The organism is Microbacterium sp. NPDC089190 (assembly GCF_040701795.1).
GTDB lineage: Bacteria > Actinomycetota > Actinomycetes > Actinomycetales > Microbacteriaceae > Microbacterium > Microbacterium galbum.
In genome coordinates this window covers 1,067,605-1,080,387 of the sequence record NZ_JBFBHF010000001.1, presented here as the reverse complement: position 1 = coordinate 1,080,387, position 12,783 = coordinate 1,067,605, and the positions used below count along the sequence as shown (strand labels likewise).

14 protein-coding genes are annotated in these 12,783 nt (G+C 71.6%); 12 read left to right on the top strand and 2 right to left on the bottom strand.

What is annotated here, in order from left to right; genetic code table 11:
• Positions 1-18: 18 nt before the first annotated feature.
• On the bottom strand, positions 19-552 hold the full coding sequence (locus AB0230_RS05325) for an inorganic diphosphatase (RefSeq protein WP_136586076.1): 534 nt from the start codon (positions 550-552) through the stop codon (positions 19-21).
• A gap of 204 nt (positions 553-756) precedes the next feature.
• Here AB0230_RS05325 and tilS point away from each other — a divergent pair, with 204 nt between their 5' ends.
• Entirely contained in the window at positions 757-1,779 is a 1,023-nt protein-coding gene (tilS, locus tag AB0230_RS05320; protein WP_366374386.1) for a tRNA lysidine(34) synthetase TilS, read from the top strand.
• Here the strand turns inward: tilS and AB0230_RS05315 are convergent.
• A complete protein-coding gene (locus AB0230_RS05315; protein ID WP_366374384.1) occupies positions 1,772-3,163 on the bottom strand; it encodes an MFS transporter in 1,392 nt (463 codons plus the stop codon). The genes tilS and AB0230_RS05315 overlap by 8 nt on opposite strands.
• Before the next feature lie 44 nt (positions 3,164-3,207).
• Here AB0230_RS05315 and hpt point away from each other — a divergent pair, with 44 nt between their 5' ends.
• From hpt to panC, 11 genes are all read left to right on the top strand, one after another.
• Positions 3,208-3,759 (top strand): hypoxanthine phosphoribosyltransferase, encoded by a 552-nt coding sequence (gene hpt, locus AB0230_RS05310; protein ID WP_315993764.1) that lies wholly within the window; start codon positions 3,208-3,210, stop codon positions 3,757-3,759.
• Positions 3,760-3,882: 123 nt separating this feature from the next.
• Complete coding sequence (gene ftsH, locus AB0230_RS05305) at positions 3,883-5,886, top strand: ATP-dependent zinc metalloprotease FtsH (protein WP_315993763.1); 2,004 nt, start codon at positions 3,883-3,885, stop codon at positions 5,884-5,886.
• Positions 5,887-5,892: 6 nt separating this feature from the next.
• Positions 5,893-6,480, top strand: coding sequence for a GTP cyclohydrolase I (folE, locus tag AB0230_RS05300; RefSeq protein ID WP_366374381.1), 588 nt, complete (start codon positions 5,893-5,895; stop codon positions 6,478-6,480).
• Positions 6,477-7,268: a dihydropteroate synthase gene (gene folP / locus AB0230_RS05295; RefSeq protein ID WP_366374379.1), complete on the top strand. Its 792-nt coding sequence runs from the start codon at positions 6,477-6,479 to the stop codon at positions 7,266-7,268. Before folE ends, folP begins: the two co-directional genes overlap by 4 nt.
• On the top strand, positions 7,268-7,636 hold the full coding sequence (gene folB / locus AB0230_RS05290; protein WP_366374377.1) for a dihydroneopterin aldolase: 369 nt from the start codon (positions 7,268-7,270) through the stop codon (positions 7,634-7,636). Before folP ends, folB begins: the two co-directional genes overlap by 1 nt.
• Positions 7,633-8,160, top strand: a complete 528-nt coding sequence (folK, locus tag AB0230_RS05285; RefSeq protein WP_363387407.1) for a 2-amino-4-hydroxy-6-hydroxymethyldihydropteridine diphosphokinase — start codon at positions 7,633-7,635, stop codon at positions 8,158-8,160. The genes folB and folK overlap by 4 nt, the downstream gene beginning before the upstream one ends.
• Positions 8,157-8,642, top strand: a complete 486-nt coding sequence (locus AB0230_RS05280; RefSeq protein ID WP_363387404.1) for a DUF3180 domain-containing protein — start codon at positions 8,157-8,159, stop codon at positions 8,640-8,642. The genes folK and AB0230_RS05280 overlap by 4 nt, the downstream gene beginning before the upstream one ends.
• 124 nt (positions 8,643-8,766) lie before the next feature.
• Positions 8,767-9,336, top strand: coding sequence for a PH domain-containing protein (locus tag AB0230_RS05275; RefSeq protein ID WP_366374524.1), 570 nt, complete (start codon positions 8,767-8,769; stop codon positions 9,334-9,336).
• On the top strand, positions 9,333-11,084 hold the full coding sequence (locus AB0230_RS05270; RefSeq protein ID WP_366374374.1) for a PH domain-containing protein: 1,752 nt from the start codon (positions 9,333-9,335) through the stop codon (positions 11,082-11,084). Before AB0230_RS05275 ends, AB0230_RS05270 begins: the two co-directional genes overlap by 4 nt.
• Positions 11,081-11,803, top strand: coding sequence for a DUF2520 domain-containing protein (locus AB0230_RS05265; RefSeq protein ID WP_363577750.1), 723 nt, complete (start codon positions 11,081-11,083; stop codon positions 11,801-11,803). The genes AB0230_RS05270 and AB0230_RS05265 overlap by 4 nt, the downstream gene beginning before the upstream one ends.
• Positions 11,800-12,654, top strand: coding sequence for a pantoate--beta-alanine ligase (gene panC / locus AB0230_RS05260; protein ID WP_315993755.1), 855 nt, complete (start codon positions 11,800-11,802; stop codon positions 12,652-12,654). The genes AB0230_RS05265 and panC overlap by 4 nt, the downstream gene beginning before the upstream one ends.
• The last annotated feature ends 129 nt before the right edge of the window (positions 12,655-12,783 follow it).

The window sequence follows — 12,783 nt, the reverse complement described above, 5'->3', positions numbered from 1 at the left end:
TTCTTCGTGTCACCGAACTCAGAGGGTGTTGGGAGCCTCGCCCGCACCCTGCGTCTTGGTCTGCGCGTCGTGCTCGTCGAAGCGCGTGAAGGCCTCGGCCACGAGACGCTCGGCCTCGGCGGCGTTCGCCCACTCGTCGACCTTGACCCACTTGTTGGGCTCGAGGTCCTTGTAGTGCTCGAAGAAGTGCGAGATCTCCTTCTTGGTCCACTCGTCGATGTCGTCGACGTCCTGGATGTGGTCCCATCGCGGGTCCTTCGCGAGCACGGCGACGACCTTGTCGTCTCCACCGGCCTCGTCGCTCATCTTCAGCACGCCGACGGGACGCACCTTGGCCAGGATGCCGGGGTGCAGGTCGCGGTCGAGCAGCACGAGCACGTCGAGCGGGTCGCCGTCTTCGCCGAGGGTGTTCTCGAAGAAGCCGTAGTTGGCCGGGTAGCCGAACACCGTGTAGAGGATGCGGTCGAGGTAGACGCGGCCGGTGCCGTGGTCGACCTCGTACTTCACGCGGCTGCCGCGGGGGATCTCGATGACGGCGTCGAAAGCGCCCATACTCGTGCTCCTTAGATCTGTGGATTTCCGCGGCCCAGCCTAGCCGGAGCGTCCTTTGTCCCGCCGGTTCCCTGCCCCCCGACACAACGATGGAGATCCGTGCGGCACCCCGCGGACCCGCCCCGGACGTGCTGGAGGCTCTGGGGAGGTTTCCCGCGTTGTGTCCGCGGCGGCCCTTCTGCCGGGAGGGATAGCGTGGACGCCATGCACGAACGGCGACCCGGTCTCGACCCTGCCGTCGCCGAGGTGCGCCGCGCCGTGCGCGCAGCCCTCGAGGGTCGCCAGGGTGCCGTGATCGTGGCGCTGTCGGGCGGGGCCGACTCGCTCGCCCTCACGGCGGCGACGGCGTTCGAGGCGGCGCGGCTCGGCATCCGGGTCGAAGCCGTCGTGATCGATCACGGGCTGCAACAGGGATCGGATGCCGTGGCGCATCGTGCGGCCGAGGCGGCGCGCGGGCTCGGCATCGACGCGCGCGTGGTCGCGGTCGAGGTCGGGTCCGCGGACGGACCCGAGGCCGACGCCCGCACCGCCCGGTACGCGGGCCTCACCGGCGCAGCGGCGGAGGTCGGCGCGGACGTGGTGCTGCTCGGGCACACCCTGGACGACCAGGCGGAGACCGTGCTGCTGGGTCTCGCGCGCGGGTCCGGGGCGACGAGCCTGGGCGGCATGCCGGCCGAGCGACGGGATGCCACCGGCCCGACGTGGCTGCGACCGCTGCTGGGCGTGCGCCGGTCGGCGACCGTAGCGGCGTGCGCGGCCGAGGGGCTCGAGCCGTGGGCGGATCCCCACAACCTCGATCCCGCCTACACGCGGGTGCGGGTGCGCGAGCGGGTGCTGCCCGCACTCGAGGACGAGTTGGGACCGGGTGTCGCCGAGGCGCTGGCGCGCACGGCCGAGCAGTTGCGCGAAGACGCGGCGGCCTTCCAGGACATGATCGACGAGACCATCGAGGACATCGTCGAGCACGCCGAGGCGGGGATCTCGATCTCGGTCGCCGCCCTCGCCGCCAACCCCGCGGCGCTGCGCAACCGGATCGTCCGGTACGTCGTGGAGAGCGAGTTCGGCGTCTCGCTGACGCGGGCGCAGACGCTCGAGGTCGCCCGTCTCGCCGTCGACTGGCGGGGGCAGGGCCCGATCGATCTGCCGTCGTGCGTGGCGCGGCGCGTGGGCAACCGGATCGAGATCGTCGCGCGCGCGAGCGCTCCTGATCGCCGTCGGCTCAGCTGACGGAACGCTGTCGTGCGAGACGCTTCTCGACCGCCGACATCGTCGTGATCGACACCAGGGCGATCGCCGCCAGCCCGATCGTCAGCAGTGCGAGACCATCGAACAGGAGCCACTGGGCGAAGACACCGCCGAGCAGGTTGCCCAGAAGATATCCGGCGCCGACCACGACCGAGTACGCGCCCATGATGAGTCCGCGGTCGTCGCGGAACTCCGCCGAGATGTCGCTCAGATGGGTCAGTGCGGCGGGGGTGAATCCCGCCTCGAGGAACACCCCGATCATCACCAGCGGCAGCGCGACCGCCAGGGGCGCCCCGCGGTTGGCGAGCATCAGCCCGACCGAGGCGATCAGCGCACCTGCCGCCGTGACGAAGAGCACCGGGATGGTCGGAAGGCGCCCGATGAAGAAGGCCCACGCGACGATGCACAGGCTGAAGAAGAGCACGTAGACACCGAGGACGATCGACAGTCCCGCCTCGTCGCCGCGGAACGCCCCGGGGAACAGCTGACCGTCCGCCCGCCCGTCGCCGGCCAGCACGAAGGTGATCTGCGAGGTCACCCACGTGCCCAGGATCGCGTTCACGGCGATCCACCCCGGGAGGGACGCCAGCAGGCGCGGTTGGACGAGGACACGCACGCGGTCGCCGAGCGAGGCGCGGGCGGGAGTGATCATGGATGCCGGCCCCGGCCGTAGGAAGACCAGCACCAGCAGGGACGCGAAGACGTAGACCGCGGCGAGGACCGCGAACGTCCAGAGCCCGAGCGTGCCGTAGAGAAGGGGCCCCGCGACGGCGCCCAGGGCGATCCCGCCCGACGATGACAGCTCGTACAGGCTCGTGACCCGCCCGCGGCGTCGCGGATCGCCGTCGCTGGAGTCGGCGAGCAGCCCGAGCGTCGTCGGAGCCGCGATCGCCGCGCCCGCGCCGTCGAGCAGGCGCGATGTCCCGACGATCACGACGACCAGGGCGATCGACGGCACGGCCGCGAGCAGCGAGGCTCCGGGCGTGAGCAGGACGCCTGCCGCAGCGAGCAGGGGGGCGGTGACCAGAAAGATCTTCCGCCCGCGTCGATCGCTGGCGGACCCGGCGAGCGGGGCGAGCACGAGCTCGGCCAGGAAGCCGGTTCCCGACAGGATGCCGAGCAGCAACGGCCCACCGAGGTCCCCTGTCGGGAGAGGTCGACGAAGTAGGACCCGAGCGCGAGAGCACCCGCGGCCGAGGCGATCCGCAGCAGGAGTTGGGCGAGGATGACGGCGCCGGTGCCGCGCGTTCGTGGCGGGGATGACGTGGTGGAGGTCATCGATTCCCTTCCGGAGTGAGCAACGGCGGCCGGAAGGCGACGCTACCCGCCCCCGGTGCCCTCCGGGCGGCACGACGGCGATCCGCATCGCCGGGGCACGGCATCCGGAATCGAGCGACGTAGACTTCTCCAATGCGCGCGGCCGACATCTCCGACGACATCAGCGAAGTGCTCCTCACCGAGGAGCAGATCCACGACAAGCTCGCCGAATTGGCGACGCAGGTCGTCGCCGACTACGAGGGCCGCGACGTCGTGCTCGTGGGCGTGCTCAAGGGCGCGGTCATGGTCATGGCCGATTTCGCCCGTCACCTGCCCATGCACGTGTCGATGGACTGGATGGCCGTGTCGTCCTACGGCGCCTCCACCCGCTCGAGCGGCGTCGTGCAGATCCGGAAGGACCTCGACACCGACATCACGGGAAAGCACGTCCTGATCGTCGAGGACATCATCGACTCCGGTCTCACCCTGAGCTGGCTGCTCGAGAACTTCGCCTCGCGCGGGGCGGAGTCGGTCGAGGTGCTCGCGCTGCTGCGCAAGCCCGACGCGATGAAGGTCGAGGTCGACTGCCGGTACGTCGGTTTCGACATTCCCAACGACTTCGTGATCGGTTACGGGCTCGACTACGCGGAGAAGTACCGCAACCTGCGCGACGTCGCGGTGCTCGCGCCGCACGTGTATTCCTGAGGCGTTCGGAGCGGAGTCTCCGTACGCCCTCGACGAACGCACAGGCCCGGCATAGTCCACGGGCGTTAGCCTGATGCGACCGCGTTTCTGCGGAGGATCACGAAAGGGCTGGGCTCGCCCACCATGAATTTCAAGAAGATCACGCGCAACCCGATCGTCTACGTTCTGCTGGTCGGTCTGCTTCTGGTCATCGGTTTCTCCCTCATCTCCAACCTCAGTGGTGCCCGCCAGGTGTCCACCAAGGAGGGTCTGGACCTGCTCAAGGGCGGCACCGTCACTCAGGTCGTCACCAACGATCCCGATCAGCGCGTCGATCTGACGTTGTCGCAGCCCTTCGAGGGCGCGAACGACGTGCAGTTCTATTTCAGCCAGGCCCGCGCGGACGAGGTCGCCAGCGCGATCGACGCCGCGGCCCCCGCCGACGGCTTCAACGACGTCGTGCCCAAGCCCAGCTGGTTCGACGGCCTCATCGGCTTGCTGCTCCCGCTGATCCTCCTCGGCCTGCTGTTCTGGTGGCTGCTGTCCAGCGCTCAGGGCGGCGGCAGCAAGGTCATGCAGTTCGGCAAGTCGCGCGCGAAGCTCGTGACGAAGGAGACGCCCACCGTCACCTTCCAGGACGTCGCGGGCTCCGACGAGGCGATCGAAGAGCTGGACGAGATCAAGGAATTCCTGAAGGACCCCAAGAAGTTCGAGGAGGTCGGTGCGCGCATCCCCAAGGGCGTGCTGCTGTACGGCCCTCCCGGAACCGGTAAGACCCTGCTCGCCCGCGCCGTGGCCGGCGAGGCAGGCGTGCCGTTCTACTCGATCTCCGGCTCGGACTTCGTCGAGATGTTCGTCGGTGTCGGCGCCAGCCGCGTCCGCGACCTGTTCAACCAGGCCAAGGAAAGCTCGCCGGCGATCATCTTCATCGACGAGATCGACGCCGTCGGCCGCCACCGCGGTGCCGGCATGGGCGGCGGTCACGATGAGCGCGAGCAGACGCTGAACCAGATGCTCGTCGAGATGGACGGCTTCGACCCCAAGGTCAACGTCATCGTGATCGCTGCGACCAACCGCCCCGACATCCTCGACCCGGCCCTCCTGCGTCCGGGCCGCTTCGACCGTCAGATCGGCGTCGACGCCCCCGACCTGAAGGGCCGCCAGCGCATCCTCGAGGTGCACGGCCGCGGCAAGCCGCTGTCGGACTCGGTCGACCTCGAAGTCGTCGCGCGCAAGACGCCCGGGTTCACCGGTGCCGACCTCGCCAACGTGCTGAACGAGGCGGCCCTGCTGACCGCGCGCTCGAACGCGCAGCTCATCGACAACCGCGCCCTCGACGAGGCCATCGACCGCGTGATCGCCGGACCGCAGCGTCGCACGCGCGTGATGAAGGATAAGGAGAAGCTCATCACGGCGTACCACGAGGGCGGTCACGCCCTCGCCGCGGCGGCGATGAACCACACGGACCCCGTGACGAAGGTCACCATCCTCCCGCGCGGCAAGGCGCTGGGCTACACGATGGTGCTGCCGCTCGACGACAAGTACTCCGTCACCCGCAACGAGCTGCAGGACCAGCTGACGTACGCCATGGGCGGCCGTGTCGCGGAGGAGATCGTCTTCCACGACCCCACCACCGGCGCCTCGAACGACATCGAGAAGGCCACGAGCATCGCCCGCAAGATGGTCACCGAGTACGGCATGACCAACGAGGTGGGCCCCGTGAAGCTCGGCTCGTCGTCGGGCGAGGTGTTCATGGGCCGCGACATGGGACACGGTCGCGACTTCTCGGAGCGCATCGCCGAGCGGGTCGACGCCCAGGTGCGCGCGCTCATCGAGCAGGCGCACAACGAGGCGTACCAGGTCATCAACGACAACCGCGACGTGCTCGACCGCCTGGCCCTGGCGCTGCTCGAGAAGGAGACGCTCGACCACATCGAGCTCGCCGAGATCTTCACGGACGTCAAGCGCCTCACCCCGCGCCCGCAGTGGCTGTCGTCGGGCGATCGTCCCGTGTCGAACCAGCCGCCGGTCGACGTCCCGCGTCGCCAGGCTCCGGCCGGCATCGCCGCGTCCGCCGAGGCGGAGGCGCAGACGCAGGCCCAGGCGCAGCCCCGTCCGAGCGGACAGACGCGCCCGGCGACCGCCTGAGGCGCCGTGGCCGTCGATCGAGAGCGGGTCGCAGCCCTCGTCCGTGAGCTGCTGGAGGCGATCGGGGAAGATCCCGATCGCCCCGGGCTGCGGCAGACCCCGACCCGGGTCGCCGACAGCTGGGCCGAGTTCTTCTCGGGCGTGAACCAGGATGCCGGCGCCCCGCTGCAGCACACGATCTCGGTGTCACGCGGGCCCGCGCCCGACACGCTCCCCTCGGGAGCGGTGATGCTGCGCGACATCGCGTTCCGCTCGATGTGCGAGCATCACCTGCTGCCCTTCCGCGGCCGCGCCCACGTGGCGTACCTGCCGGGCGAGGAGGTCGTGGGCCTCGGGGCGCTGCCGAAGGTCATCGACATCCTGGCCGCCCGTCCGCAGGTGCAGGAGCGTCTCGGGGAGCAGATCGCCGACGCCATCGCATCCGCCCTCGATGCGCGGGGTGTGCTCGTCGTCCTGGATGCCACCCACGAGTGCGTGACCATGCGCGGCGGACGACAGCTCGACGCTTCGACCGTGACGATCGCCGCGCGCGGTGCGTACGCCGAGCCGGTCGCCCGTGCCGAGCTCGTCGCCCTGATCGGAGCACGCGCGTGACACTCGTGATGGCGATCGTCAACGTCACCCCCGACTCCTTCAGCGACGGCGGGAGGTACCTCGCTCCCGACGTGGCGATCGCGCACGCGCGCCGTCTTCGCGCTGAGGGGGCCGACCTGCTCGATATCGGCGGGGAGTCCACACGACCCGGGGCCGAACGGGTCTCGCCCCGGGTCGAGCAGCAGCGCGTCCTGCCCGTCGTCGCCGCCCTGGCCTCCGAGGGGGCGTACGTCAGCATCGACACCATGAACGCCTCGACCGCCGCAGCCGCCGTCGCGGTCGGAGCCCGTCTCGTCAACGACGTCTCAGGAGGTCTCGCCGACCCCGAGATGCTCGACGCCGTAGCCCGGAGCGGCGCGGAGATGGCGATCGGCCACTGGCGCGGGCCGTCGAGCGAGATGTACGCGCGAGCGGAGTACGTCGACGTCGCCGCGGAGGTGACCGCCGAGCTCGACGAGCGCGTCGCGGCCGCGGAGGCCGTCGGGATCCCGTCGTCGCGCATCGTCGTCGACCCCGGTATCGGGTTCGGCAAGCGCGGCGAGCAGAACTGGCGGACTCTGGGTGCGCTGCCCGCGCTCGTCGCCCGCGGCCGACGCGTGCTCGTCGGCACGAGCCGCAAGAGGTTCCTCGCCGACGCGCTCGGCGACGACGCCGACCTCGCGCGCCGCGACCTGGCCACGGCCGTCACGAGCGCCCTCGCCGCCCAGGCCGGCGCCTGGGCCGTGCGCGTTCACGACGTGCCGACCACCCGCGACGCGCTCGCCGTCGCCCGCGCTTGGGAGTCCTGATGGATGCCGTCGACCACATCACCCTGACGGGCGTCCGCGCCTTCGGATACCACGGGGTCTATCCCGACGAGAAGCGCGACGGGCAGGAGTTCATCGTCGACGCGACGGTGGTCCTGCCCCTGGCCCGCGCGGCCGAGACGGACGACGTCGCCGACACGGTGCACTACGGCGAACTCGCCGAGCGGATCGCCGTGATCGTGTCGGGCGAGCCGGTCGACCTCCTCGAGAGGCTCGCCGCGCGCATCGCCGACGCGGTGCTCCGCGACGAGCGGGTCGAGTCCGTGACCATCACCGTGCACAAGCCTGCGGCGCCCATCCCCGTCCCCTTCGCCGACGTGTCGGTGACGATCACGCGCGGGCGCTCGTGAGCGTGCGACTGGCCCACGGCATCGGAGAGGCGCCGCGCACGTCCCCCGTCGCCGCGGTGATCGCCCTGGGCGCCAACCTCGGGGAGCGGGCCGAGACGCTCGCCGCAGCCGTGACGGAGGTGCGGGCGCTGCCCCTCACCACGGACGTCGCGGTGTCGACCCCGATCGAGACGACCGCCGTGACCCTGGACGGCGAGGACGACGACGCCCCCCGCTATCTCAACGCCGTCGCGACGCTGCGCACGCGACTCGCCCCGACGGCGCTGCTCGCCGCCCTGCACCGCATCGAGGCGCGACACGGGCGCGTGCGCCGGGAACGCTGGGGCGACCGCACGCTCGACCTCGATCTCATCGCCTACGGCGGGGAGATCATCGACCGCGACGACCTCGTGGTGCCGCACCCGCGCGCGCACGAGCGCGAGTTCGTGCTGGTGCCGTGGCTCGACGTCGATCCGGATGCCGTGATCCCCGGGCGCGGCCGGGTCGACGCCCTGCTCGCCGAACTGCGGGGAGGGGCGCGATGAGGCGCACGGGTGCCGGCATCCTGCTCATCGCCGCCATCATCGGCGGCGTGGTCGGCTTCGTCCTCGACACGATGCTCACCGCGATGGGGCGCGCGACGTTCACCCCCGCGGCGAGCCTGCCCACGATCCTCGCGCTGGTCGGTGCGGTCATCGTCATCCTGGCGGTGCCGGTGTTCCGTGCGACGCGCGGGCGCAGCGAGCGGCGCATCGATCCCTTCCGCGCCCTGCGTGTCGCGATGCTCGCGAAGGCGTCGTCGCTCGTGGGGGCTGCCGCGTTCGGATTCGGCGTCGGACTTCTCGCGTTCCTGCTGAGCCGGCCCGCGACCCCCTCGCTAGGCTCGATGGGATCGATCATCGCGACGGTCGTGTGCGCGGTCGTCCTCGTCGTCGCGGGGCTCGTGGCCGAGCAGCTGTGCACCCTCCGGAAGGACGATGATGACGACACCCCCGGGAACACCCCCGCCGGACCCGTCGGCATCTGAGGCGGTGGGCGCCGACGCGTCAGGCGCCGACGCGGTGCGCGCCGATGCGGCAGGTGCCGACGCGGTGGGCGCCGACGCGGTGGGCGCCGATGGGGCAGACGCCGATGCGGCAGGTGCCGACGCGGTGGGCGCCGACGCGGTGCGCGCCGAAGGGGCAGGCGCGGATGCGCTCGACGCCCGGACCTTCTCGCGCGTCCTGGAGCCGCGCGCCGCCGGCCGGCTCCCGCTCGGCGAGGGCACGTGGCACCAACTGGCGCGCGCGTATGTGTGGGTGCAGCTCATCTCGCAGGGAGCGGTATTCCTCCTCGTGCTCGCGGTGGCCATCGGCGTCCAGGCCTTCACCGGAGTGCCCTGGCCCTGGATCCCCGCCGGCATCGTTCTCGTCGTGACGGCGATCGGGCTGCTCATCACGCCGCGGCAGGCGCGCTCCTTCGGGTACCAGCTGCGTCAGGACGATCTCGTCTTCCGCCGCGGCATCCTGTGGCAGCGCGTCGTCGCGGTGCCGTACGGGCGGATGCAGCTCGTCGACATCACGCACGGCCCGCTCGACCGCGGATTCGGTATCGCGCAGCTCAAGCTCGTCACGGCCGCGGCCTCGACGGGTGTGACGATCCCGGGGCTCACGCAGGAGGCGGCCGAGCAGTTGCGCGACACGCTCGTCGCCGTGGCGGAGACGCGACGGACCGGACTGTGAGCGACACCGACGATCGCAACCGCGGCGAGGCGGTCGGGACCGGCGCAGGGGTGACGCCGCCGCCGTCGAGCGACGCGCCGGGGCCTCCCGCGGGGGCGCCCGTCGACGCCGCGGACGCGTCAGCGGGCGACGAGAGCGGCCTCGTGCCGGGTGCGGGCGTGCCGTCCGGTGACGGGGGCGTCATCGCGCCGGGCGCGGGCGGGCGGGCGGGGGCGCGGGCGGTCGTGCGCTCGCCGTACAGCGACGGTGAATGGCACCGACTGCACCCGTTGACGCCGTTGCTGCGCGGCGGCCTGTCCCTGCTCGTCATCGTGGGCCTCATCGTCGCGAATCTCCGCGAGCGGCTGCTGGAGCTGTTCTTCCCCGTCTTCACCGACCTGCCGCCCGGGGCCGTTCCGCCCGACCCGGTCGACTTCCTGCTGGCGAACAACCTCATCCTCATCGCGGCGGGAGCGGCGCTGGTGGTCCTCCTGGTGCTGCTGGGGCTCTTCCGACTGTCGTGGCGCTTCCACACCCTGCGTATCGGCGACGACGACGTCGAGGTGCGCTCGGGTGTGCTCTTCCGCACCCATCGCCGAGCCCCGCTGGACCGCGTGCAGGGCGTGAACCTGACCCGTCCGATGGTCGCGCGCCTTCTCGGGCTGGCGAAGCTCGAGGTCGTGGGGGCGGGCCTGGACGCCAACGTCAAGCTCGAGTACCTCTCGGGCAAGGATGCCGAGGCGGTCCGCGGCGACATCCTGCGGCTGGCGTCGGGTCGGCGTCTCGCCGAGGCGGGTGCCGGGCCGGGCGGGAAGCGCTCCCGCGTCACGGCGGCCGCCGACACCGTCGCCGACGGGCTGCAGGGCATCGTCGACGGTGAGGACTTCTCCGATACCGAGCCGGAGAGCATCGTCCGCATCCCCGTGGGTCGACTCGTCGCCTCGCGTGTGCTGAGTGGCTCCACCCTCGTGCTGATCGCCTTCGTGATCGGCATCGCCGTCGCGGCCTCCGTGTCGACGCTGTGGCTGCTCTTCACGGTCGTGCCGATGTTCCTCGCGTTCGGTGCGTACTACGTGCGCTCGATCGCGCGAGGGCTGCGGTACTCGATCGCGCCGACCTCGGACGGAGTGCGGGTGACGTTCGGACTCTTCACCACGGTGAGCGAGGTGATTCCGCCGGGTCGGGTGCACGCGATCGAGGTCCGTCAACCGCTCATGTGGCGTCCGTTCGGCTGGTGGGCGGTGTCGGTGAACCGGCTGTCGGGACGCTCCTCCACCGACTCCAGCGCCGATCAGGTCGCGGCGGTGCTGCCCATCGGCACACGCGCCGACGTCGAGCGGGTGCTGCGGATCCTCGCGCCCGGCTTGTCGAGCGAGGAATGGACACTCGTGTTCCGTGACGGCATCCTGGGTCCGGTGGATGACGACCCCTACGTGACGACTCCGCGCCGCGCGCGGTGGCTGCGGCCGCTGTCGTGGCGCCGCAACGGCGTCCTTCTCACCGCCGACGCGCTGCTGCTGCGCCGGGGCTGGGTGTGGCGCTCGCTGACCGTGCTGCCGCTCGCCCGGCTGCAGTCGATCGGTGTGCGCCAGGGTCCGCTCGCCCGTGCGGCCCGCACCGCGACCCTCACGGGTCACGTCATCACGGGCACGGTGCAGACCCATCTCGCCGCGATCGACCGAGACGACGCGCTGCGCGTGTTCGAAGCCACCGCGCGCGGCGGCGTGGCGGCGGCCGCGGGTGACCGCACGCACCGGTGGGCCGGATGAACGCCGGTCGCGACGGGCGCCTCGGCGTCGGCGTGATCGGTGCCGGACGGGTCGGACCGGTCATCGCGGCGGCTCTCGCGGGCGCGGGACATCTCCTGACGGGGATCACCTCGGGGTCGGATGACGATCGCGTCGAGGCGATCCTCCCCGGGGTGCCGCAGCTCACGGCCGACGAGGTCGTGCGCCGCAGCGAACTCGTGGTGATCGCGGTGCCGCACGACCAGCTGCCCGGACTGGTCGCGGGACTCGCCGAGCTCGGTGCCTGGCAGCCCGGACAGCTCGTGCTGCACACCGACGCCGCACACGGTGCGCGGGTGCTCGATCCCGCCGCGCAGCGGGGGGCCATCCCTCTCGCCATCCACCCCGCGATCGTCTTCACCGGCGCGTCGTCGATCGACCTCCGCCAGCTCGCCCAGGCGTACGCCGCGGTGACGGCGCCGGCGCCCGTGCTGCCGATCGCCCAGGCGCTCGCCGTCGAGCTCGGGTGCGAACCCGTGGTCGTGGCGGAGGCGGATCGGCCGACGTACGCGGAGGCGATCGCGACGGCGACGGAGTTCTCCCGCTCGATCGTGCGCCAATCGTCGGAGCTGCTGAGCCGCGTCGGGGTCGACAATCCCGGCGGGTACCTGTCGGCCCTGGTGCGCTCGAGCGTCGACCAGGCGCTCGTCGAGGGCAGTGGCGCGGGCCGCCTCGACGGCGACGCTACGATCGACGGATGATCGCCACCCTCGAGGATCTGCGCGCCCGACTCGACGAGATCCGAGGGACCGACCGCGCCGCACAGGGACTGCGTATCGCCCTCGTGTCGACGCTCGGAGCCCTGCACGAGGGCCACGTCGACCTCATCACGCGCGCTCGGGAGCAGGCCGACGTGGTCGTGGTCTCGACCTTCGTCAACCCGCTGCGGTTCCGCACGGCGGACGACACCGCGGCCTACCCCCGCTCTCCCGAGGCCGATGCGCGCGTGCTCGACGACCTCGCGGTCGACGTGGTGTTCGCTCCGAGCGCGGCGGAACTGCTGCCGGCCGGCACGGCCACCACGCGGGTGTCGGCGGGTGACGTCGGACTCCGTTACGAAGGGCGGGTGCGCCCCTTCTACTTCGACGGAGTGCTGACCGTCGAGGCGAAGCTCTTCCACCTGGTCGCTCCCGATGTCGCCGTCTACGGGGAGCGCGACCTGCAGCGCGTCTTCCTCGTGCGGCGGATGGTGCGCGACCTGGACTTCCGCGTCGAGATCGACACGGTTCCCACGGTGCGCACCGACGACGGCCTGCCGGTGTCGAGCCGGATCGCCCTGTTGGACGAGGCGGATCGCCGCGCGGTCGCCAAGCTCCCGCGTGCTCTGGAGGCCGCGGCCTCGAACGCCGACATGGGCGTCGACGCGTGCATCGCGGCGGCCCAGTCGGCGCTCATGGGCGAACAGCGCATCTCCCTGGAGTACTTGAGCGTCGTCGACCCGGCGACCTTCCTGCCGGTCGATGAGGGCCACCGCGGCCGCGCGTTCGCGCTCATCGCCGCGACCGTCGGGGGCCATCGATTCATCGACAACGCGGAGATCTCGCTGCGCTGACGCGCCGCAGGCCCGACGCCACCGGCGCGGGAGCGCCGTGCGGGCGTGGGCTCGCCGAGGTCGACGGCCTCCGACCGGTGACGGCCGGGGGTCGCGGTGCCCCGAGGGGCCCGGGCCGGGCGAATACAC